The sequence below is a fragment of the Nocardioides segetis genome, assembly GCF_051390595.1.
GTDB lineage: Bacteria > Actinomycetota > Actinomycetes > Propionibacteriales > Nocardioidaceae > Nocardioides.
The window spans coordinates 13,238-34,650 of sequence record NZ_JBNINR010000012.1; the positions used below are offsets into that span (position 1 = coordinate 13,238).

Annotated in this window: 19 protein-coding genes, 3 tRNA genes and 1 pseudogene; 10 read left to right on the forward strand and 13 right to left on the reverse strand. The window is 72.8% G+C overall.

Annotated elements, in window-relative coordinates; all coding sequences use genetic code 11:
* Window positions 1-79 precede the first annotated feature (79 nt).
* From ACPZVR_RS18545 to ACPZVR_RS18555, 3 genes are read left to right on the forward strand one after another with little or no spacing between them, the layout of a single operon-like run.
* Window positions 80-2,530, forward strand: a complete 2,451-nt coding sequence (locus ACPZVR_RS18545) for a penicillin acylase family protein (protein ID WP_436701162.1) — start codon at window positions 80-82, stop codon at window positions 2,528-2,530.
* A 45-nt stretch (window positions 2,531-2,575) separates the two neighbouring features.
* Window positions 2,576-3,511, forward strand: a complete 936-nt coding sequence (locus ACPZVR_RS18550; RefSeq protein ID WP_436701163.1) for a helix-turn-helix transcriptional regulator — start codon at window positions 2,576-2,578, stop codon at window positions 3,509-3,511.
* Window positions 3,508-4,587, forward strand: a complete 1,080-nt coding sequence (locus tag ACPZVR_RS18555; RefSeq protein ID WP_436701164.1) for a WYL domain-containing protein — start codon at window positions 3,508-3,510, stop codon at window positions 4,585-4,587. Before ACPZVR_RS18550 ends, ACPZVR_RS18555 begins: the two co-directional genes overlap by 4 nt.
* Before the next feature lie 232 nt (window positions 4,588-4,819).
* Here the strand turns inward: ACPZVR_RS18555 and ACPZVR_RS18560 are convergent, their stop codons facing one another.
* Window positions 4,820-5,245 (reverse strand): SRPBCC domain-containing protein, encoded by a 426-nt coding sequence (locus ACPZVR_RS18560; protein WP_436701165.1) that lies wholly within the window; start codon window positions 5,243-5,245, stop codon window positions 4,820-4,822.
* Window positions 5,246-5,381: 136 nt separating this feature from the next.
* On the opposite strand from ACPZVR_RS18560, the gene ACPZVR_RS18565 reads away from it, so the two are divergent.
* Entirely contained in the window at window positions 5,382-5,561 is a 180-nt protein-coding gene (locus tag ACPZVR_RS18565) for a hypothetical protein (RefSeq protein WP_436701166.1), read from the forward strand.
* Window positions 5,562-5,577: 16 nt separating this feature from the next.
* Here ACPZVR_RS18565 and ACPZVR_RS18570 read toward each other — a convergent pair whose 3' ends face one another.
* The 4 genes from ACPZVR_RS18570 to ACPZVR_RS18585 all read right to left on the reverse strand — a co-directional run bounded on the left by ACPZVR_RS18570 (window position 5,578) and on the right by ACPZVR_RS18585 (window position 9,691).
* Window positions 5,578-6,288, reverse strand: coding sequence for a GAF and ANTAR domain-containing protein (locus ACPZVR_RS18570; protein ID WP_436701167.1), 711 nt, complete (start codon window positions 6,286-6,288; stop codon window positions 5,578-5,580).
* 103 nt (window positions 6,289-6,391) lie between these two features.
* Complete coding sequence (locus ACPZVR_RS18575; protein WP_436701168.1) at window positions 6,392-7,843, reverse strand: serine/threonine-protein kinase; 1,452 nt, start codon at window positions 7,841-7,843, stop codon at window positions 6,392-6,394.
* 120 nt (window positions 7,844-7,963) lie between these two features.
* Window positions 7,964-8,039, reverse strand: a tRNA-Lys gene (locus ACPZVR_RS18580).
* Between the two features lie 74 nt (window positions 8,040-8,113).
* Window positions 8,114-9,691, reverse strand: a complete 1,578-nt coding sequence (locus tag ACPZVR_RS18585; protein WP_436701169.1) for a phytoene desaturase family protein — start codon at window positions 9,689-9,691, stop codon at window positions 8,114-8,116.
* Between the two features lie 88 nt (window positions 9,692-9,779).
* Here ACPZVR_RS18585 and ACPZVR_RS18590 point away from each other — a divergent pair, with 88 nt between their 5' ends.
* Entirely contained in the window at window positions 9,780-10,733 is a 954-nt protein-coding gene (locus ACPZVR_RS18590; protein WP_436701170.1) for a pirin family protein, read from the forward strand.
* A gap of 1 nt (window position 10,734) precedes the next feature.
* Here the strand turns inward: ACPZVR_RS18590 and ACPZVR_RS18595 are convergent, their stop codons facing one another.
* Window positions 10,735-11,595, reverse strand: coding sequence for a bifunctional helix-turn-helix transcriptional regulator/GNAT family N-acetyltransferase (locus ACPZVR_RS18595; protein WP_436701171.1), 861 nt, complete (start codon window positions 11,593-11,595; stop codon window positions 10,735-10,737).
* A gap of 102 nt (window positions 11,596-11,697) precedes the next feature.
* Between ACPZVR_RS18595 and ACPZVR_RS18600 the strand changes: the two genes are divergently transcribed.
* Window positions 11,698-12,489 carry a nucleotidyltransferase domain-containing protein gene (locus ACPZVR_RS18600; RefSeq protein WP_436701172.1) on the forward strand — a complete coding sequence of 264 codons (792 nt, stop codon included), beginning with the start codon at window positions 11,698-11,700 and terminating at the stop codon, window positions 12,487-12,489.
* 40 nt (window positions 12,490-12,529) lie between these two features.
* Here ACPZVR_RS18600 and ACPZVR_RS18605 read toward each other — a convergent pair whose 3' ends face one another.
* The 3 genes from ACPZVR_RS18605 to orn all read right to left on the reverse strand — a co-directional run bounded on the left by ACPZVR_RS18605 (window position 12,530) and on the right by orn (window position 14,112).
* Window positions 12,530-13,099 (reverse strand): dihydrofolate reductase family protein, encoded by a 570-nt coding sequence (locus tag ACPZVR_RS18605; protein ID WP_436701173.1) that lies wholly within the window; start codon window positions 13,097-13,099, stop codon window positions 12,530-12,532.
* A gap of 254 nt (window positions 13,100-13,353) precedes the next feature.
* Window positions 13,354-13,426: transfer RNA gene (locus ACPZVR_RS18610), tRNA-His, on the reverse strand.
* Window positions 13,427-13,494: 68 nt separating this feature from the next.
* Window positions 13,495-14,112, reverse strand: a complete 618-nt coding sequence (gene orn / locus ACPZVR_RS18615) for an oligoribonuclease (RefSeq protein ID WP_436701174.1) — start codon at window positions 14,110-14,112, stop codon at window positions 13,495-13,497.
* Between the two features lie 80 nt (window positions 14,113-14,192).
* Here orn and ACPZVR_RS18620 point away from each other — a divergent pair, with 80 nt between their 5' ends.
* The 3 genes from ACPZVR_RS18620 to ACPZVR_RS18630 are packed head-to-tail and all read left to right on the forward strand — an operon-like array spanning window position 14,193 to window position 16,481.
* On the forward strand, window positions 14,193-14,696 hold the full coding sequence (locus ACPZVR_RS18620; RefSeq protein WP_436701175.1) for a MauE/DoxX family redox-associated membrane protein: 504 nt from the start codon (window positions 14,193-14,195) through the stop codon (window positions 14,694-14,696).
* Window positions 14,696-15,430: a DsbA family protein gene (locus ACPZVR_RS18625; protein WP_436701176.1), complete on the forward strand. Its 735-nt coding sequence runs from the start codon at window positions 14,696-14,698 to the stop codon at window positions 15,428-15,430. The genes ACPZVR_RS18620 and ACPZVR_RS18625 overlap by 1 nt, the downstream gene beginning before the upstream one ends.
* Before the next feature lie 31 nt (window positions 15,431-15,461).
* Window positions 15,462-16,481, forward strand: coding sequence for an adenosine deaminase (locus ACPZVR_RS18630; RefSeq protein WP_436701177.1), 1,020 nt, complete (start codon window positions 15,462-15,464; stop codon window positions 16,479-16,481).
* 79 nt (window positions 16,482-16,560) lie between these two features.
* Here ACPZVR_RS18630 and ACPZVR_RS18635 read toward each other — a convergent pair whose 3' ends face one another.
* Both ACPZVR_RS18635 and ACPZVR_RS18640 read right to left on the reverse strand, forming a co-directional pair.
* Entirely contained in the window at window positions 16,561-17,217 is a 657-nt protein-coding gene (locus tag ACPZVR_RS18635) for a hypothetical protein (protein WP_436701178.1), read from the reverse strand.
* Between the two features lie 300 nt (window positions 17,218-17,517).
* A pseudogene (locus ACPZVR_RS18640) lies at window positions 17,518-18,042 on the reverse strand (ABC transporter ATP-binding protein); the annotation flags it as partial.
* Window positions 18,043-18,281: 239 nt separating this feature from the next.
* On the opposite strand from ACPZVR_RS18640, the gene ACPZVR_RS18645 reads away from it, so the two are divergent.
* Window positions 18,282-19,808: a 2-isopropylmalate synthase gene (locus tag ACPZVR_RS18645; protein WP_436701267.1), complete on the forward strand. Its 1,527-nt coding sequence runs from the start codon at window positions 18,282-18,284 to the stop codon at window positions 19,806-19,808.
* Here ACPZVR_RS18645 and ACPZVR_RS18650 read toward each other — a convergent pair.
* Together ACPZVR_RS18650 and ACPZVR_RS18655 are read right to left on the reverse strand one after the other, a co-directional pair.
* Window positions 19,770-19,842 (reverse strand) — tRNA-Arg (locus ACPZVR_RS18650). The two genes, ACPZVR_RS18645 and ACPZVR_RS18650, sit on opposite strands and share 39 nt — an antisense overlap.
* 121 nt (window positions 19,843-19,963) lie before the next feature.
* Window positions 19,964-21,304, reverse strand: a complete 1,341-nt coding sequence (locus tag ACPZVR_RS18655) for an NAD(P)-dependent malic enzyme (protein WP_436701268.1) — start codon at window positions 21,302-21,304, stop codon at window positions 19,964-19,966.
* Between the last annotated feature and the right edge of the window lie 109 nt (window positions 21,305-21,413).

Here is a 21,413-nt window from a genome sequence, read left to right on the forward strand (position 1 = left end):
GCGTGTCGGATACCGAGCTCGCCGGCCGCGCTTCGCCACCGTGACGTAACGCAGATCACATCGACGCCGTTGGGCGCGTGTGAGGTCGTCTCGTCTGCTCAGCCTGCTCGCCGCCGCTCTCGTGCTGCCCGGCCTGACGGTGGCGGGTCCCGCCGGTGCCGGTTCACCGGAGACGGCGGCTGGCCCGGCTGTCGTACCCGATGACCTCGCGACGGCCGAGCGACCCGGCAGGTACCGGGCCACGGTCTCGATCACCAAGCACGGCATCCCGCACGTGGTGGCCAAGGGCTGGGGGTCGCTCGGCTACGGCAGTGGCTACGCGGCCGCCGCCGCGTCGATCTGCAACCTCGCCGACACCGTGCTCACCGCACGCGGTCAGCGCTCCCTCCACCTCGGACCGCAGGGCCGCTACCGCGACGGCGTCTCGCTGGACGCCAGCAACCTGCAGGTCGACGCCTTCGTGACCGACCTGCGCAACCGGCGGGTCGTGGAGGACCTGCTGGTCTCCCCGGCGGGCCCGAGCGCCCGGGCCCGCAAGCTGGTCCGCGGCTACGCGGCCGGCGTCAACCGCTGGCTGCGCACGAACAAGGTCAGCGACCCCGCGTGCCGCGGCGCCGCCTGGCTGGTGCCCGACGCCACCGAGCTCGACCTCTGGTACGGCGTCTACCTGGCGAACCTGATCGCCTCGTCCGGTGTCTTCGTCAAGGAGATCGTCGAGGCGGATCCGCCGACACTGCAGGATCCGGGCCTGCCCGACCTGGGCCTGCCGCTGCCGCGCACGGAGGCCGAGATCCCGGCGTACGCCGCCCGGGTGGACCGCGACGCCCTGCTGGCCTCGCTGGGGCGCGACCCCTCCTTCGGGTCCAACGCCACCGCGATCGGCGGCGACGCCAGCTCCACGGGGCGGGGCATGTTGCTGGGCAACCCGCACTTCCCGTGGGTCGGCCGCTACCGGTTCACCCAGCAGCACCTGACCATCCCCGGGAAGTACGACGTCGCCGGCGGCTCGCTGATCGGCTCGCCGGTCGTCAACATCGGGTGGAACAAGGACGTGGCCTGGAGTCACACGGTCTCGACCGCGTACCGGTTCACGCCGTACGAGTACCTGACGCTCGGCCCCGGCACGAGCTACCTCACGCCGCGGGGGATCGAGAAGGCGGAGCGACGCCTGGTCGACATCCGGGTGCGCAACGCCGACGGGTCGATCGGCACGGTCCAGGAGGACCTCTACCGCACGCCCCAGGGCTACCTGATCGACAGCCCCGCGCAGTTCATGGGCTGGTCCCCGCTCAGCTTCTGGGCGATCCGGGACGCCAACGCCGAGCAGCTGCGCACGATCGACACGTTCCTCGAGATGGGCCGCGCGACGAGCAGCCGCGACCTGCTCGCCCGCCAGGACGCCGCGGGCGGGATGCCCTGGGTGAACACCACCGCCGCCGATCGCGGCGGTGAGGTGCTCTATGCCGACCACAGCGTCGTCCCGCACGTCACCGACGCCATGGCCAACCGCTGCATGACCGTGGTGGGTCGCCTGATCCAGACTGTGGCCGGCCTGCCCGGGCTCAACGGCAACCTCGCGGACGGAGCCTGTGCGTGGGGCAGCGACGCCGACGCCCAGCGGGCCGGGATCCTCGGCCCCCAGCACCTGCCCGCCGTCGTACGCCGCGACTGGGTGATGAACGCGAACGACTCGTACTGGACGCCCAACGACCGGGTCCGGCTCGAGGGCTATCCGTCGATCATCGGATGCGAGCGGTGCGAGCGGACGATGCGGACGCGGATGGTCGCGCAGTACGTCGTGGACCGACTCGCGGCCGGGAAGGAGACCCCGCGCAGCCTGCGCGGGCACCAGTTCGCCAACCGGCTCCGGGCCGCCGAGGTGTTGCGCGCGGACGGCGGACTCGACGCCGTGTGTGCCGCGACCGGAGAGACCAGGGCCTGCGAGGTCCTGCGCGCCTGGGACGGGCGCTCGGACACCACCTCGGTCGGCACCCATCTCTTCGAGGCGTTCGTGCAGCGGGCGCCGACCGGCTCGGCGCTGTGGCAGGTCCCGTTCGACCCTGCCGACCCCTGGCACACACCCCGGGGGCTGCAGACCGGTGCGCGGGTCGTCGCCGCGATGAAGGCGGCCATCGACGCCGTGCGGGCCGCGGGCGTGCCGCTCGACGCGTCCTGGGGCTCGCTCCAGGTGGCCGGCGACCGCGGCGCGCCGGCCCTCCCGCTCGGCGGCGGGGAGGGCGACCTCGCCGGCAACGCCAACGCCCTGGCATCGATCGCGCCGGCCGCGAACGGCGGACGCTACAAGGCGATCAGCTACGGCTCCTCCCACATCCAGGCGATCGCCTTCCGGGGCACGCGCCGGATCCAGGCCCGCACGCTCCTGACCTACGGGCAGTACGAGGACCCCGGTTCGCGATGGTCGCGCGACCAGACCCGGCTCTTCTCGAAGGAGTCCTGGGTGCGCTTCCCGTGGACCGAGCGGCAGATCGCCCGGGACCTGGTGCGGACGGTCGTCCTGCGGGGCAAGTAGCGTCCTCCCCACGGGCTCACACACGACGAGCGGGGAGGAGCGGGCGTGGCCAACGTGCCGGGGCGGGACCAGCGCGGTCCGATGGAGCGGCTCGTGCGGATCGCCGCCATGCTCCAGGCCCATCCCCAGGGCGGGGTCAGCGCGGCGCGCCTCGACCGGGTGGCCGGCTTCCCCGAGTCGCCGGGCCACGATCAGCTCAAGCGCGAGATCCGGCACCTCGAGCGGCAGGGCTGGCGGATCGAGAACATCGCCCCGGCGGGCTCGCCCGCGGTCTACCGGATGACGACCGTCGACAACCGGCTCCGCGTGCGCCTCACCCTCGGCCAGCAGGCCGCGCTGCGGCGGGCCGTGCTGCTCGCCGACCGCGGCGACCTCGCCCAGCGGCTCGGCCTGGGCGACGACGCCGGAGCCACGGCCACGACCGTGCCCGCCGCCGTCCAGGTGCCGGCGCCGGACGCGCTGCGCCTCGTGGTCGACGCGGTCCGCGACCAGCGGGTGCTGCGCTTCGGCTACAAGGGCTCGCCGCGCGTCGTCCACCCCGCATCGGTCCGCACCCAGAACGGCGTGTGGTACCTGCGCGGCGTGGAGGACGGCGATCTGGCCGACGCGGTCGTGAAGACCTTCGTCGTGTCCCGGATGCTCGACGTCACGCTCGACGACGCGCGCAGCGCGCAGCCGCCTCCGCAGGTACGCCACCCCGAGCTGCACCCGCTGTCGTGGCAGATCGACCCGCCGGTCGAGGTCACGCTCCGCACGCCGGCCGGGTTCGAGCCCGACGTACGACGCCTGCTGGGTGAGCCGGTCGCGGTGACGGCCGACGGCGCCGACGTGCTGCTGCGCTATCGCGTCACGCACCGCGCTGCGCTCCACGCGCGGCTGGTCGAGCTGGACGACCGGGTGCGGATCGACGCCCCGCCCGAGGCGCAGGCGGACCTGATCGCCTTCCTGGCGGCGGCACGGGGCGGGGAGGCCGGGCAGTGAACGACGTCCCGCGCTATGTCAGCCGGATCGCCCGGCTGCCTGAGGTGTTCGCCCGGCTCGCGGCGAGCCCCGACGGGCTGAGGCTGCAGACCCTCGCCGACGCGTTCGACACGTCGGTCGCCGAGCTGCGCCAGGACCTCCTCGCCTTCTACACCGCCGACGTCGGCGGCGAGTGGCTGCTCTCGCGACCCGAGGTGCTGGAGTTCCTCGGCGCTGACGGCGACACCGAGGACCCCGGGACCGCCGACGTCGTGCGGCTCGTCGCGGAGAGCCCGATCGATCTGGGTGTCGAGTACGTCGACGCCGGTGAGCTCGGTCGCGTCCACGCCGCGGCCCAGGCGCTCCTGGAGATCGAGCCCGACAACACCGAGCTCGCCGAGGCCCTCGACGTGCTGGCCGAGACGATGTTCGGCCGGGCGCCCGGGGAGGCGCCGCACGACGAGGCCTCGGACGCCGGTGCTGCGGGGGGCGCGGGTGCTACGGGTGGTGCGGACGGCGCGGGTGGCGCGGGTGCTACCGGTGGTGCGGACGGCGGGGATCTGCTGCCGCGGTTGCGCCGGGCGCAGGGCGAGGGCCGCGCCGTGCGGATCGTCTACTCGCGGGCGTGGGAGCCGGGCGTCACGGAGCGGGAGATCGAGCCCTGGCGACTCGTGCAGACCCGGCGCGGCTGGGAGGTCGATGCGGGGCCGGTCGACGACCAGGGCCGGATCCGCACCTACCTGATCTCCAACATCCGCTCGGTCGAGGTGCTGGACCGCGCGTTCGCCGTACCCGACGACCTCGACGACCTGCTGGCCAGCCAGCGCGCCACGACGCGGGTCCGGGTCCTGCTGCCGCAGGAGTCGCGGTGGGTGGCGGACTTCTACGCCGAGCAGGTCAGCTACGTCGAGGACGACGAGCAGGACGTCGTCGTCGACCTCGAGCTCCTCCCGCCCGTCGAGGACCGGATCGGGCGGCTGCTGCTGACCGCCGGCCCGACCGCGACCGTTCTCGACCCGCCCGAGCTCGACCGCGCTGGCGTCGTCCTCGCCGAGAAGCTGCTCCGGCACCACACCTCGGACCCCCACCCCGAGTGACCGCGGGCGCGCGCCATGTAACTAAGGGTTACGTTGCGAAATTCGCTGCAACAACGCCCGGGTAGTGGTCGGAACGCCCGGGTAGTCGCGTCGGACCGGCGCCTCGACGTCCACGGCCGTTGGTGCGGTGGTTCAATCATCTACCAGGGTGCTGTGGTCACCACCCGGGCGTTGTTGCAGCGAATTCCTTGCTGTAACTCGTAGTTACAAGCGGCGGTGCGAACCGAGACCGTCAGCCCCGCTCCACATGCTCCTTGAGCTGACGCAGCACGTTCGTCCAGTTCTCCCGGGCGGCGGCCACGTCCTCGCCCTCGGTGAGCGACTGCTCGACCGCGACGTCGGTGTGGTCGCCGTCGTCCTCGAGCAGCCAGGCGACGCGGTGGTAGTTCTCCGGGGAGTCGGGCCGACCGGTCAGTGGGCTGTAGTGGGTGACTACGAGTCGCTGCTCGGGCCGCACCTCCACGACCTCGCCCTTGTCCTCGAACGGGCGGCCGTCGTACTCACCGCGCCACCGGATCGGCGAGCCAGGATCCCAGGTCGTGTCCACCTCGGCGCCGAAGAAGTAGGCCCGGATCTGCTCGGGTTCGGTCAGCGCCTGCCACACCTGGGCGGGGGACGCCGAGACCTGCACCTGCGCGTGTGCCGTCGATGTGTCCATCTCCGACCGTTACCCGGCAGGCATCCGGGCATCCGGCCATGCGGCCCGCCCACCTGGCCGGTACGGTGGGCGGTGCAGCTCAGGACGCGGGCTGCCACGGGGGTCGGTCGACCCCGCTCGCACCGCAGGAGCCCGCATGTCCGAGCAGGTCAGCGTCCAGGTCCGTGTCCAGGTCGGCGTCGAGGGTGCACCGGTCCCCGGCCTGGTCCTCAAGTGGGACCGGCTCCGGGGCCGGGCACTGGTCACCTACGAGGCCGACGGGCACGTGCAGACGCAGTGGGTCTCCTCCGACCAGGTGGTGCCGGTCGAGGTCTGAGCCGCACCGGCGCGCGTCAGCCGCCCTCCGGCGGAGGGACGGCGAACTGGCGGCTGGTCGAGTCGACGACCTCCTGCGCGACATCGCGCAGCTTGATGTTGCTGGTACTGCTCGCACGCACGAGGAACTGGAAGGCGCGCTCCTCGGGGATGCGGTAGCGCTCCATGATGATGCCCACCGCCGTGCCGATCGCCTGGCGGGTGGTCACCGACTCGTTGAGCTGGTGCTCGTGACGCGCCCGGCCGAGAGCGATCGAGGCGTGCGCGGCGAACAGCTCGGCGAGCTGGATCGCGTCCGGGTCGATGCCCGGCTCCCAGGAGTAGAAGTTGAGCCCGCCGAGGGTGCTCTCGTCGCTGTAGAGCTGGAGCCCCATCTGGGCCCGCAGGCCGTGGCCGGCCGCCTCGTCGACGTACCGGGGCCAGCGCTGCTCGGTCGCGATGTCCTCCATGATGGTGACGCCGCCGGTCCGGATCGCGTCGTAGCACGGACCCTCGCCGAGCTTGTACTGGAGCTCGTCGATCTCCCACACCAGCGCGCCCGTGCCCGAGCGGGTCTCGATCCGGCGGTTGCCGTGGGTGATCGAGATGCCGACGTGCTCGAAGCCGGGCACCGTCTGCTGTGCCGCCCGGACGATGGCGTCGAGCGTGTCGTCGAGCGAGCGGTGACTGTTGATCGTGAGCGCGGCCTCGGTCAGGGCCGCGGCGACGCTGCTGGGGTCGTGGAGCATGCGGGACACCTCCTGGGTCGGGCTGGTGGTACCCGCACGGGGGTCGCGTCAGACCCGGTCCGGGACCGCCCGAGGCCGGCTTCCGGCCTGCTCCGCGCCCGGGTCAGGAGGTCAGCCGGGCCAGGCAGGCGAACCAGCGCTGCCCCTGCAGGAAGGCGGTCGGGCTCGGGGGGAGCACGAACACGTCGTAGGTGCCCTGGGGACGGTCGTCCCCACTGTCCGCGTCGTAGGCACGCAGCGTGTCGGCGGTGCAGGTGCCCTGCGCCTCGGCATCCGCGTCGACGGCCTCGGTGGTGACGTCCGTGGTGCCCTCCGCGAGCTCGCCGACCGCGAAGGTGAACCAGTGGTCCTCGGCGCACTCGCCCTTCGTGGCGCTCAGGGCCTGGCCGAGCTGCTGGACGCCCCCGTAGCAGGAGCCCAGCTCCGGGGCTCCGGCCAGCGGGTCCGGCACGGGCTCGGAGTCCTGGGAGACCCCGGCGTCGGCGGCGCCTCCGGCGCCGTCGGGCGTGCCGGCCCGGGCGGCGGGGTCGGACGGGTCGGCACGATCGTCCGGGGCGAGTACGACGCCGCCCAGGCCGCCGAGGCCGAGCCCGGTCACGGCGGCGGCGAGCGCGAGGGGCCACCGCCGGCGGGCCGGCGTGGGGGAGCGGGCCGGGGGAGGCGGCGGCCGGAGCTGGGTGAAGCTGGCCTCGGGGCCGCCGACGACCACACCGCCGCCGGTGTCGCCGGACCGGATCTCGCGCAGTGCGTCGTGCAGCTCACGCGCGGTCGGGTAGCGGTCGGCGGCGTCGTACGCCGTGGCGACGCGGATCACCCGCATCAGCGCCGCGCTGCCGGGCACGTCCGGGTCGGGGAACTCGGCCCGGAGGCTGGCGAGCAGCTGCTCGATGGGGACCGGACTCCCGTCGCCCGAGCGCCGCGGCGAGTCGCCGGAGATCATCGCGTGCAGGGTCGCGCCCATCGAGAAGACGTCCGACTGTGGCGTGGGGGCCGAGAAGGAGAACGCCTCGGGCGAGGCGTAGGCGGGCGTCAGCGCCTCGAGGCTCACCGACGGGTCCTGTCCGGGCTGGGGGAGCGCGGCCAGCCCGAAGTCCGAGAGCCGGGGCGTGCCCCAGGCGTCGATGAGGATGTTGCCGGGCTTGATGTCGCGGTGCAGGATCCCGGCCTCGTGGGCGGCGGCCAGCGCGCTGGTGACGGCGAGCCCGACCTCGATCGCCTCCGGCACCCGCATCGGCCCGTGCTGCGACAGATAGGACGACAGGCTGCCGTGGGTGCACAGCTCCATCACGAGGTACGGCCGGTTGTCGCGGGTCACGCCGACGTCGATCAGGGAGACCACGTGGGGATGACCGCTGATCCGGCTCACCGCGGTCGCCTCGCGCACGAACCGCCGGCGGTTGCTCTCCTCGTCGAGCACCCGGTTGTCGATCTTCACCGCGACGTCGCGGTCGACCGCCAGCTGCCGGCCGCGCCACACCGTCGCGAAGCCACCGTGTCCGATCTGCTCGAGCAGCTCCACGCCGGGCAGGAGCAGAGCGTGCTGGGTCGCCTCCACGTCCCGCATGCTAGCCGCGGCCGCGGTGCGCGCCGGCCTGGGATGTCGGGAGTGCTCCGGCGACGATGCCGACCGATGCGAAGAGGCCCTCTCCCGATCGGGAGAGGGCCTCTTCGTGGGTGGTACGCCATCAGGGACTCGAACCCCGAACCCGCTGATTAAGAGTCAGCTGCTCTGCCAATTGAGCTAATGGCGCCTGCGTCGAACGCGAGATGGAACATTACCAGCGTACGCCGATCCGGGTGAAATCGCCGAGGCCTCCCGCTTCCCTCACCGGGTCTCGAGCACCGCCTGCGCGGCGTTGTGCCCGCCGAGACCGGACACGGCTCCGCCCCGCCGGGCGCCCGAGCCGCAGAGGAGGACGCCGGGGTGGGCGGTCTGGACGCCCCACCGCTCGGCAGGGCTCTCCAGCCGGGCCCGGGCGGGGGCCCAGGGCCAGTCGAGGTCGCCGTGGAAGATGTGACCGCCCGGCATCGCGAGGTCCGCCTCGACGTCCTGGGGGATGCGGGCCTCGATGCAGGGCGTGCCGTCGGGGGCCCGCAGCACGACGTCCTCGATCCGGTCCTCGAGCACGGCGTCGAGGGACGCGATCGCGCGGCGCACCGCCTCCTCGCGCGCCCGGTCGGGGTCGGCCTCGAAGAGCCGGGCCGGGGTGTGGAGGCCGAAGTAGGTCAGGGTGTGGGTGCCGGGCGGCACGTCGCCGAGGATGCTCGGGTCGGTGAGGGAGTGGCAGTAGACCTCGCCGGGCAACGGGTCGGGGAGCTCGCCGCGCTGGGCCGCCGCCCAGGCGACCTCCAGGTCCGAGGCGGTCTCGGCGAGGTGGAGCGTGCCGGCGAAGGCGACCTCCGGATCGATGCCGGAGCGCAGGCGGGGCAGCCGCGAGAGCAGGAGGTTGATCTTGAGCTGCGCGCCCTGGGGTTTGGTGGCGGGGTCCTCGCCCTCGCCGAGGAGGATCCGCAGCACCCAGGGGGCGACGTTCGCCAGGACGCGGGACGCCTCGACGACATGCTCGCGGGCACCGTCGTGCCAGCGGACCTCGACCGGGCTGCTCGCGTCGTCCTGCGCCGGCCGGATCGCGCTCACCCCGGCGCCCGTCACGATCTCGGCGCCGGCCTCGGTCGCGGCTCGGGCCAGGGCGTCCGTGACGGCGCCCATCCCGCCGACGGGGACTCGCCACTCGCCGGTCCCGTTGCCGATGAGGTGATAGAGGAAGCAGCGGTTCTGGACCAGCGAGCGGTCGTGGAGCGAGGCGAAGGTCCCGATCAGCGCGTCCGTGCCGACCACGCCGCGCACCAGGTCGTCGCGGAACCGTCGGCCGATGGCGAGGCCGATCGGCTGCTCGACGACGTCGCGCCAGATCTCCGGGTCGACCTGCGCCCGGATCGCCGCGTCGGTGGCCAGTGGCTGGGTCAGGGTGGGGGCGACCGCGCGGGCCAGGCCGGCGACGCCGTCGTAGAAGGCGCGCCAGGCGTCGTACTCGTCGTCGCCGCCGGTCACCTCCCGGAACGACGCCCGCGTCGCCTCGCCCTCGCTGCGCTCGACGAGCAGTCCGGTGTGCCGCCCGGCGCGCACCGTGGGGGAGTACGACGCCGTCGGGCGGCTCACGAGACGCAGGTCGAGCCCGAGGTCGGCGACGATCCGGTCGGGCAGCAGCGAGACCAGGTAGGAGTAGCGCGAGAGCCGGGTCGGGAAGCCGGGGAAGGCCTGGGCGGAGACGGCGGCGCCGCCGACCCGACCGAGTCGTTCGAGCACCAGCACCGAGAGTCCGGCGCGGGCAAGGTAGGCCGCCGCGGTCAGGCCGTTGTGGCCGCCGCCGACGACGACGGCGTCGTACTTCCCCCGGGTCATGGAGGGAGCCTAGGGGTGGGGGAATGCGCCGCGGTGAGTTATGGTTGACATGGCAACCAATCCGACCAGCCACCCGGAGGTGGATGCGATGCCTGCCATGACCGTCGACGACCTGACCGTCCTGCCGCGCCTGCGGGCGCCGGGACTCGGGGACCAGCCCCGTCCGGTGTGGCAGGTGACCACCGCGCCGCAGGGCTACGAGGGGGAGGGCTTCCCGGTGCGGCGGGCGTTCGCCGGCATCGACATGAGGCACCTGGACCCGTTCATCATGATGGACCAGATGGGCGAGGTGGAGTACGCGCCCGGTGAGCCCAAGGGAACGCCGTGGCACCCGCACCGCGGCTTCGAGACCGTCACCTACATCATCGACGGCGTCTTCGACCACCAGGACAGCCACGGGGGCGGCGGCACCATCACCAACGGCGACACCCAGTGGATGACCGCCGGCAGCGGGCTGCTGCACATCGAGACGCCGCCCGAGTGGCTGGTCCAGGCCGGCGGCCTGTTCCACGGCATCCAGCTGTGGGTGAACCTGCCCAGGACGGACAAGATGAACGACCCGCGCTACCAGGACATCCGCTCCGGCGAGGTCGCGCTGCTCGCCGGTGACGACGCCGGGGCGCTGGTCCGGGTGATCGCCGGCGACGTCGACGGGCACGTCGGCCCGGGTTCGACGTACAGCCCGATGACGCTGGTGCACGCCACCATCGAGCCCGGCGCCCGGCTCGACCTCCCGTGGCAGGTCGACTACAACGCCCTGGTCTACGTCCTCAACGGATCCGGCACGGTCGGTGCCACCGACCCGAGCCCGCTGCACACCGGGCAGACCGCCGTCCTCGGCGCGGGCGACTACCTCACCATCACCGCCGACGGCCGCCAGGAGAGCCGCTCGCCGAAGCTCGACGTCATCGTCGTCGGCGGCCGGCCGATCCGCGAGCCGATCGCCTGGGCCGGCCCGTTCGTCATGAACACCAAGGCCGAGGTGATGGCCGCCTACGAGGACTTCCAGAAGGGGCGCTTCGGGCTGCCGATCGGCGGCTGAGCTACAGCGTCTTGGCGAAGAAGGCCTCGGCGTACGGGTTGTCGTTGTAGCGCTCGACCCGCTCGTAGCCCGACCGCTCGTACATCGCGATCGCCTCGCGCAGGGTGCCGTTCGTGTCGAGCACGACCCGTCGGTGCCCCTGCGCGGCGGCGAGGGCCTCCAGGTGGCGCAGCATCCGTGCGCCGAGGCCCGCCCCGCGCCAGTCGGCGTGCACCCACATCCGCTTGATCTCGGCCGTCTCGTCGTCGAGGACCGGGCGGATCCCGCCGTAGGCGACCGGCTCGCCGTCGGAGGTGGCGACGACGTACGTCGACCCCGGCTCGGGTGCGTCCGGGCCGCCGGGGTCGAAGCCGCCGGGGAAGCGGGCGTCGAGCTCGGCCACGTAGCGCCGCGTCGCCTCCCTGGCGAGCGGGTGGTCGGCCGGGACCTCGTCGAGCCGGACCGTCGCCGCCCGGACCAGCAGGTCCGCCATCCGCAGCGCCTCGGCGAGCCGCTCCTGCTGGCGCGGGGTCAGCGGCGCCACGAGGTCGGCGGCCCGCTCCTCGGAGCGGCGCTCGAGGTCGTCGTACGCCGCCTCGCCGGCCGTTGTCAGGCGCACTACGCGGCGGCGCCGGTCGGCCTCGTCGGGCACGGTCGCGACCAGGCCGTCGGCCTCGAGGCGGCGCAGCATCCGGGAGAGATGGCCGGAGTCCAGGTCGAGCCGGTCCCGCAGCGCACGCACGCTGGTGCCCGGGCTGCTGCCCACCTCGAACAGCAGCCGCGAGACCGCCAGCGGGCGGCCGGTGTCGAGGAACGACTCGTCGAGCGCCCCGATCCGCTGGGTGTAGGTCCGGTTGAAGCGGCGCAGCACGTCCGTGAGCATTCTCTGACTTTAGTCAGAAGAAATACCGCTGTCGACCGGCAGGCTCCGCCTGTTACGGTGCTCCACTTTGTGCCGAGCTGCCGAACTGCAAAGGATGACGACGTGCACGCGCACCGGGAGTTCCTCGACCGACTGACGCCGATCCTCCAGCGGGACGAGAGGATCCTGGGTCTGGCGCTGGCCGGGTCGCTGGCCGAGGGGACCGCGGACGAGCACTCCGACGTCGACCTCGTCGTCGTCCTGCGCGACGCGGCGTACGACGAGGTCATGGCCGACCGGCTCGGGCTGATCGGCTCCTGGACGCCGTTGGTCGACGGCTTCACCGGCGAGCACGTGGGCGAGCCGCGGCTGATCATCGCGCTCGTCGGGCCGCCGCTGCTCCATGTCGACTTCAAGTTCGTCCGGATCTCCGACCTGGGCGAGCGGAGCGGCGACCCGGTCGTCGTCTGGGAGCGCGACGGCAGCCTCGCCCGGGCCCTCGCGGGCCGCCCTGCCACGGAGGCGGGGTACGACGCGCAGTGGGTCGAGGACCGCTTCTGGACCTGGGTCCACTACGGCGCGACGAAGCTCGCGCGCGGTGAGCTGTTCGAGGTGATCGGCTTCCTCGGCTTCCTGCGCGAGGTGGTGTACGGCCCGCTCGCCGCCGAGCTCAGCGGGACCGCGCCGCGCGGCGTACGTCGCCTCGAGACCCTGGCGCCCGACCTGGCGCACGCCCTCGAGTCCACTGTCAGCGGGTACGACGCCACCGAGGCCGCCGCGGCGCTGGTCGCCTGCGTCGACGTCTACCGCTCCTGGACGGACCGCCTCGCCGCCCCGCCGCGGCGCAACGAGCTGGTGGTGGGGCTGGTCGGGGACTACCTGCGCGGCGTCGTCGGCCGGTTCGACATCGCCTGACGAGCCCGCCCGTCGATGTCGCTGGGGCGGGGACGCCGGATCAGGCTGTTGCGCCTGCCGGCTCGTACCGCAGGGCGATCGCGCCCGAGCGGAAGTCGTGGCGCTCCACGAGCTCGAGCCGGATGCGCTCGCGCAGGCCGGCGAGAAGCGTCGGCCCGTGACCGGCGACGACCGGCTGCACGAGGAACAGGTACTCGTCGATCAGGCCCAGGTCCGCCAGGGCCAGGGGGAGCGTCACGCCGCCCACGAACAGGCTCTCGCCCGGCTCCTCCTTGAGTCGCCGAACCGCGGGTCCGAGATCGCCTCGCACGAGCTCGGCGTTCCAGTCGACCGTGCTCAGGGTGCTCGACACGACGTGCTTCCTCGCCGGGTCGATCGCCTCGGCGAACGGGATCTCCCATGCGTCCATCCAGTCGGGCCACCCGCCCGAGGCGGGCCGCCGCCACGCCGCCTCCATCATCTCGTAGGTGACCCGGCCGAAGAGCAGGCCGTCGGCACGCTCCATCTCGGCGGTCCAGAAGCGCATCGACTCCTCGTCCGGCGGGATCCCCGCCTCGTGATGGCAGCAGCCGTCGAGAGTGACGTTGATCGCGTAGCGAAGGGTTCTCATCTGCTCTCCTCGGTGCGGACGACGATGCGGGCGGTGCGGGCGACGCGCTCTCGCCGGAGTAGGCAGACTCCCGCGCCGGTCGTTTCTCATCGGCGATCTCCGCCGGCCGGGCCGTCGATCGCAGCGGGACCGATCCGGCGGGAGCAGGCGCGGAACAGGGGAGCGCAGGGCGGAGCGGGGCGGAAGCACCAGTGGCGAGGTCCGGGCCCCGACCGGAGCTGTCCTCCGGTCCGGGACGGACCTCGCCACATCCGGGTGAGTAACGGGACTCGAACCCGCGACATCCGCGACCACAACGCGGCGCTCTACCAGCTGAGCTATACCCACCACGGCTCTCGAAAGAGCCGGGGACGAGTGTAGAGGCAAGCGGCCCCGAACGAGGAATCGGTATCAGCTCAGGGGGCGCGGAGGCCGGTGATCGAGCCGCCGTGGCGTGCCGCGGCGTCCTTCGCGGCGTCGGAGTCCGGGCCGGGGAGGGGGACGAAGACGGTGTCGCGGTAGTAGCGCAGCTCCTCGATGCTCTCCTGGATGTCGGCGAGGGCGCGGTGGTTGCCGCGCTTGGTCGGCGCGTTGAAGTAGGCGCGCGGGAACCAGCGCTTCGCCAGCTCCTTGATCGAGGAGACGTCGACGATCCGGTAGTGCAGGAAGGCGTCGAGCACGGACATGTCGCGGGCCACGAACCCCCGGTCGGTCGCGACCGAGTTGCCCGCGAGGGGAGGCCGGCTGTCGGGCGGGCAGTGCTGGCGCAGGTAGTCCATCACCTGCTCCTCGGCCTCCTGCAGCGTCACCCCGTTCTCGAGCTCGGCGAGCAGGCCCGAGGTCTCGTGCATGGAGCGGACGAACTCGATCATCTGGTCCAGCGCCTCGGCCGGCGGCTTGATGATGACGTCGACGCCGTCGCCGAGGACGTTGAGGTCGAAGTCGGTCACCAGCGCCGCGACCTCGATGAGAGCGTCCGCCCCGAGGTCGAGGCCGGTCATCTCACAGTCGATCCAGACCAGTCGTTCGTTCACGAGCCTGCACCTTACGCCGTACGCCGTCACGACGCCCGGTTCTCAGGTGCCGCTCAGCGGGGCCGGTTAGCCTCGCCGGCATGAGAGGGACACTGGCCTGGGTGGGTCTGGCCGCCCGGCTGGTGGCCGGTGGGGTGTGGATCGTCGCCGGTGGGCTGAAGATCACCGAGCCGGACGCGAGCATCGCCGCCGTGCGCGCCTACCAGCTGCTGCCGTCGTCGTTGGCCGAGATCGTGGGCCTCGCGCTGCCCGCGGTCGAGCTGGTCGTCGGGCTGGCGTTGGTGCTGGGCGTCTTCGCGCGCGGAGCGGCCGTGATCTCGGCGCTGCTGTTCGCGGCGTTCATCGTCGGCATCGCGTCGGTGTGGGCGCGCGGCATCGAGATCGACTGCGGCTGCTTCGGCGGCGGTGGCGCCAAGGCCGGCGCCTCGTCGGCGTACCCGTGGGAGATCGCCCGCGACGTCGCGCTGCTCGCCGCCTCCCTCCTCGTCGCGTTCGTACGACGGACCCGACTGTCCCTCGATTCCCTACTGTTCAACCCGGGGCCCGACGAGCGGGCCGCCGTCACCGAAGGAGCCGTGCACTGATGTCGTCGAACTCGAAGGCCAAGGCCCGAGCGGAGAAGGCCGCCGCGGAGCGGGCCGCGCAGGCCCAGCGCGAGAGCCGGCGCCGGATCCTCACCATCGTGGCCGTGCTCGCGGTCATGGTGCTCATCGTGGGCGGTTCGATCCTCGTCAGCGTCCTCAACAAGGAGGAGGTCAAGGCCGTCGGTGCCGGGTCCAGCGACTACGGCGTGACCATCGGCGACCCGGACGCCCCGCACTCGGTCATCGTCTACGAGGACTTCCTGTGCCCCTACTGCGGGCAGCTGGAGTCCGCGACCCGCGCCGACCTCGAGGAGCTCGCGGCCGACGGCAAGGTGTTCGTCGAGTACCGCCCGTTCGACCTGCTCAGCCAGAGCTTCGGCGACTACCCGATCCGCGCGGCGAGTGCCTTCGCGCTGGTGCTGGAGAAGTCCGGGCCCGAGGTGGCGAAGAAGTTCCACGACCTGCTCTACGAGAACCAGCCCTCGGAGGAGGACCCCGACTCCGTCAGCGACGACGACCTCGTCGACCTCGCCGTCGAGGCCGGAGCGGCCGAGGCCGACGTCCGCGACGGGATCGAGAGCGTCTCCCACAAGGACTGGGTGACCGCGGCGACCGCGGAGGCCGACAAGGCCGGGATCAGCGGCACGCCGACGGTGCTCCTCGACGGCGAGGTGTTCCAGGACGGGCGCACCATCCAGGACCTCGCCGACAACCTGGTCGCCGAACTCGAGTGACCCGGGCTCGGCCGGCTGGCAGGATCTCCCCGTGCTGAGCAACTTCGTCGCGGGTCTGCCAAAGGCCGAACTCCACGTCCACCACGTCGGCTCCGCGTCGCCGCGGATCGTGTCGGAGCTGGCCGAGCGCCACCCGGGCACGGTCCCGTCCGACCCGGAGCTGCTGCGGGACTTCTTCGCCTTCCGGGACTTCGCTCACTTCATCGAGGTCTACCTCGCCGTCGTCGACCTGGTCCGCACGCCGGAGGACGTCAGGTACCTCACCTACGAGATCGCCCGTGAGCTCCACGAGGGGCAGTCCGTCCGGTACGCCGAGCTCACCTGCACGCCGTACACCTCGGTGCTGCCCGGCGACCCCGATCGCGGCATGCCGATCGAGGCCTACACGGAGGCGATCGAGGACGCGCGGGTGGCGGCCGAGCGCGACTTCGGGCTGGTCCTGCGCTGGATCTACGACGTCCCGGGGGAGTCGGGGGTCCCGGCGGCCGACGCGACCCTGGGCTTCGCACTCGACCACGGGCCGGAGGGCCTGGTGGCGTTCGGCCTGGGCGGCCCGGAGATCGGGGTTCCGCGCGAGTGGTTCGTCCCGCACTTCGCCGCGGCCCGCGCCGCCGGACTGCGCTCCGTGCCGCACGCCGGCGAGACGACCGGGCCCGAGACGATCTGGACCTCGCTGCGCGACCTGGGGGCCGAGCGGATCGGGCACGGCACGTCGGCGGCGCAGGACCCGGCCCTGCTCGCCCACCTCGCCGAGCACCGGATCCCGCTCGAGGTCTGCCCGTCGTCCAATGTCGCCACCCGTGCCGTCGCGTCGCTCGCCGAGCACCCGCTGCCGCTCTTCGTCGACGCCGGGGTCGTGGTGACGATCAACTCCGACGACCCACCGATGTTCGGCACCACGCTCAACCGCGAGTACGAGATCGCGGCGGAGCTGCTGGGGCTCGACGAGGCGGGGCTGGCCGCGCTGGCCCGCGCCGCGGTGGACGCGTCGTTCGCGCCCGACGAGGTCAAGGCCCGCCTGCGCGCCGAGATCGCGGCGTACGCGCCGTAGCGCGCGCCCGAGAAGGACGTCAGCCCCGCGGGGCTCATACCTCCCGCGGAGCTGCCCTCTTTGTACGGCGCGCGGCGGGTCAGGCGTGGGAGGCGCGCCGCATTCGGCGCGCGACGGCGTAGGACTGCTCGCGCAGGTGCTCGACCCAGGGGTACTGCTCGAGGCCCGGCAGGGGGTTGACCACCGGGTCGAACGAGACCTCGGTCTCCTCGGGCAGCGGCATCGTCAGCGTCAGATCGCCGAGCGCGTGCCACTGCCGGCCGACGACGGCCCAGCACAGCTGGTAGCCGCGGACGTCGATCGGCCGGGCGCCGATGACCAGGGGCCCGATGGGACTCCGATAGGGGAGCAGGGTCGTCAGCGGCCAGTGGGCGTTCCACGCCGGCATCAGCAGGTGCCGGGTCAGCGGGTCCCAGCCGGTGCTGGCGAGCAACAGGTCGCCGTACCTGGTCTGGCCCTTGCGCAGGCGCAGGGCCAGGCCGTGCACGTCGGGGACGGGGCCGGGCAGCCCCACCGCCCGGGAGAGTCGGACGATCACGTCGTCCTCGCCGCCCTGGTCGATCCACGGCACCCCGGTCCGCTGCTGCGATCCGGGACGGATCAGCTGGCCGGCGTACATGTCGCCGTCCGGGTGGAGGGGCTTGTCGGCGTGCCGCACGGCGGCGACGCCTCGGGTGATCGACGCCAGAGCGCGTCCGGCGAGGTCGGCTGCGGTGGTGACCACGGAGTGTGCCATGCCCCCGTGGTACCCCGGTCAGGCGCTGTGCAGCCGGGCCGGGGGCAGCGCGCGGGCGCGCCAGCGGCCGGCGTCGTGGTCGACCTCGATCGGGTGCTCGAAGGTGCGGGTGATGGTCTCGGTCGTGACCGCCTCGTCGACCGGGCCGGCGACGACAACCCGACCGTGCGCGAGCAGCAGCGCGTGGGACGTGGTCGTCGGCAGCTCCTCGAGGTGGTGGGTGACCAGCACCGAGGCGACCTCCGGCGCCGTGTGGGCCAGCCGGTCGAGCACCGCGAGCAGCTGCTCGCGGGCCGCGACGTCGAGACCGGTCGTCGGCTCGTCGAGGAGCAGCAGCTCGGGCTGGGCGATGAGGGCCCGCGCGATCAGGGTCCGGCCGCGCTCGCCCTGGGAGAGGTGGGGCCAGCGGGCGTCGCGCCGATGGGAGAGGCCGACCTCGGCGATCAGCTCGTCGGCGGTCCGCATCTGCTCCTCGGTGGCGGACCAGCGCATCGGCAGCTCGATGGTGCCGGTGATCCCGGTGAGCACCACCTGGTGGACGCTCAGTCCGGACTGGAGGGGGTGGCGGGGGTTGACGTGGCCGATGTGACGGCGCAGCTCCTGCAGCTCGACCCGGCCCAGCCGCTTGCCGAGCACGTCGACCGTCCCGGAGGTGGGGTGGACCTGCGCGCTGCAGAAGCCGAGCAGCGTGCTCTTGCCGGCGCCGTTCGGGCCGAGCAGTGCCCAGTGCTCGCCCGCCCGCACGGTCAGGTCGACGCCGTGGAGGATCTCGCTGCCCCCGCGGCGGAAGACGACGTCGTGCAGGTCGAGGACGGTCGAGCTCATGTCAGGCGGTTCCCTACGTGTCTGCGCGTGCGCGGCTGCGCTTCTCTGCGCTTGTCTACTTGTCTGAGGAGTGGCTAGAGTCTAGGCCATGCGGATCACCGGCCTCCTCCTTCCCCGCCGCGGCGGGGCCTGGTGCGGCTGGCTCCCCGTCGTGGAGTGATGCGTGCGCCGGCCACCTCCACGACCGGCAAGGAACCACCCGCATGACCCTCACCTGGAACCGCCAGCGTCCCTCGGGGATGCCCTCGCACCGCTATCGCGACGTCTACGACCGCGTCGCCGTCCCGCTGGCCGAGCGCACCTGGCCCACGCGCCGGCTCACCTCCGCCCCGCTGTGGGTGCCCGTCGACCTGCGCGACGGCAACCAGGCACTCGCCGAGCCGATGGACCCCGCGCGCAAGCGACGGTTCTTCGAGCTGCTCGTCGCGATGGGCTACAAGGAGATCGAGGTCGGCTACCCGTCCGCCTCGCAGACCGACTTCGACTTCGTCCGCCTGCTCGCCACCACCGACCTCGCACCGGCGGACGTCACGGTCGTCGTCTTCACGCCGGCGCGCCGCGACCTGATCGCCCGCACGGTGGAGTCCGTGCGCGGGATGCGCAATCCGGTCGTGATCCACCTCTACACGGCGACCGCACCGACCTGGCGCGACGTCGTGCTCGGTCACTCGCGGGCGTCGCTGAAGGAGCTCGTGCTGGCGGGAGCCCGCGACGTCCTCGAGCTGGCGGACGGCCTGCCCGACGTGCGCTTCGAGTTCTCGCCCGAGGTCTTCAACCTCACCGAGCCGGACTACGTCCTCGAGATCTGCGACGCGGTGACGACCCTGTGGGACGCGACGCCCGAGCGACCGGTGATCCTCAACCTGCCCGCCACCGTCGAGGTCGCCACGCCGAACGTGTACGCCGACCAGATCGAGTACATGCACACCTCGCTCGCCCGCCGCGACTCCGTGATCCTCTCCGTGCACCCCCACAACGACCGCGGCACCGGCATCGCCTGCGCCGAGCTCGCCGTCCTGGCCGGCGCCCAGCGGGTCGAGGGCTGTGTCTTCGGCAACGGCGAGCGCACCGGCAACGTCGACATCGCCACCCTCGCGCTCAACCTGCACGCCCAGGGCATCGACCCGATGATCGACTTCTCCGACATCGACGAGATCCGCCGCACCGTCGAGCACTGCAACCGCGTCGAGATCCACCCGCGCCATCCCTACGTCGGCGACCTGGTCCACACCGCCTTCAGCGGCACCCACCAGGACGCGATCCGCAAGGGCCTCGCCGAGCACCGCGCCCGCGCCGCCGAGCTGGGCAAGCCCGAGGACGAGATCGAGTGGCGGGTGCCCTACCTGCCCGTGGACCCCGCCGACCTCGGTCGCAGCTACGACGAGGTGATCCGGGTCAACTCCCAGTCCGGCAAGGGTGGCATCGCCCACCTGCTGGAGAGCGAGTACGGCGTCGAGCTGCCCCGCCGGCTGCAGATCGACTTCAGCCGCCGGGTCCAGGAGCATGCCGACGCCACCGGGGGCGAGGTCACCGCGGCGCAGCTGTGGGCGCTGTTCGAGGCGGCCTATCTCAGCGCCTCCGCGGGGGAGGCGGCCGCGCGGGGGACCGTGCTGGCGTCGTACCGGACGGGGGTGGGGGCCGGCGCCGGCGCCGTCCCCCTCACCCTCGTCGAGTACCGGTCCGACGACGGCTCCACCGCCTGGGCGGCGAGCCGGTTGGACGATGGGCGCCCCCGGCAGGAGTCGAACCCGCAACCATCGGAGTAGAAATCCGCTGCGCTATCCATTGCGCCACGGGGGCCTGGCTCGAGGGTATCGCTCGACCCCGGGGCCCGTGACGTGGCCGGTGGGGCCTGTGGTGTGTCGGAGCCGGATGCGACGGTGCTGGGGCACGGACGCAGTCGGCTCGGCGTCGGCGGACGTCAGTGGCCGGCGATCGCGGCGGCGACCGCGTGGTGCACCTCGGGGTGGAATACCGACGGCATGATGAAGCTCGCGTTGAGCTCGTCGTCGCGTACGACGAGCGCGATGGCCTCGGCGGCGCGCAGCATCATCTCCATCGTCACCTCGGAGGCCCGGGCGTCGAGGAGGCCCCGGAACACACCGGGGAAGGCGAGCACGTTGTTGATCTGGTTGGGGAAGTCCGAGCGGCCCGACGCCACGACCGCGGCGAAGCGCGCGGCCGCGGCGGGGTCGACCTCGGGGTCGGGGTTCGCGAGCGCGAAGACGACCGGGTCGGCGGCCATCGTCGGGATCCACTCGGGCTTGAGGATGCCGGGGGCGCTGACGCCGATGAACACGTCGGCGCCCTCGAGCACCTCCTGCAGCCCGCCGGTGCGCCGCTCGCGGTTGGTGAGCGCGGCCAGCTCCTGATGGGCGGCCGAGAGCCCGGGGGCGTCGGCGACGAGCGCGCCGGCGCGGTCGACGACCACGACGTCTCGGACCCCGGCGGCGAGGAGCAGCTTCACGATCGCGGTGCCGGCGGCACCGCCGCCGGAGACGACGACGCGCGCCGTACCGAGCTCCTTCTTCACCACGCGCAGCGCGTTGGTGAGCGCGGCGAGGACGACGATCGCCGTCCCGTGCTGGTCGTCGTGGAAGACGGGGATGTCGAGGCGCTCACGCAGCCGGGCCTCGATCTCGAAGCAGCGCGGTGCGGCGATGTCCTCGAGGTTGATGCCGCCGAAGCCGGGCGCGATCAGCTCGACCGCGCGCACGATCTCGTCGGTGTCCTGGGTGTCGAGGCAGATCGGCCAGGCGTCGATCTCGCCGAACCGCTTGAAGAGCGCGGCCTTGCCCTCCATCACCGGCAGCGCGGCGCCCGGGCCGATGTTGCCCAGGCCCAGCACGGCGGAGCCGTCGGTGACGACGGCAACGGCGTTGCCCTTGACGGTGAGACGGCGCACGTCGTCGGGGTTCTCCGCGATCGCCATCGACACCCGCCCCACGCCGGGGGTGTAGGCCAGCGACAGGTCGTCTCGGGTCTTGAGCGGCACCTTGGAGGCCACCTCGATCTTGCCGCCGAGGTGGATGAGGAAGGTGCGGTCGGAGACCTTGTGCACCTCGACGCCGGCCACCGCCGCGACCGCGGCCTGGAGGTCGGCCGCGTGCTCGGCGTCGGCGGCGGAGCAGGTGACGTCGACGGTCAGCCGGTGCGCGCTGGAGTCCGCGACGTCGATCGCGGTCACCATCCCGCCCGCGCCGGCGATCGCGGTCGCGACCTCGCCCACGACGCCGTGGTCGACGGTGGTGTGGAGGCGCATCGTGATGGAGTACGACGAGGCAGTGGCAGTCCTGGTGGGCACGGACCCAGTCTCGACCCCGCCCGGGGTTACTCGGAAGTCGCGAGCGCTCCTGCCGCGTGCGGTGCGG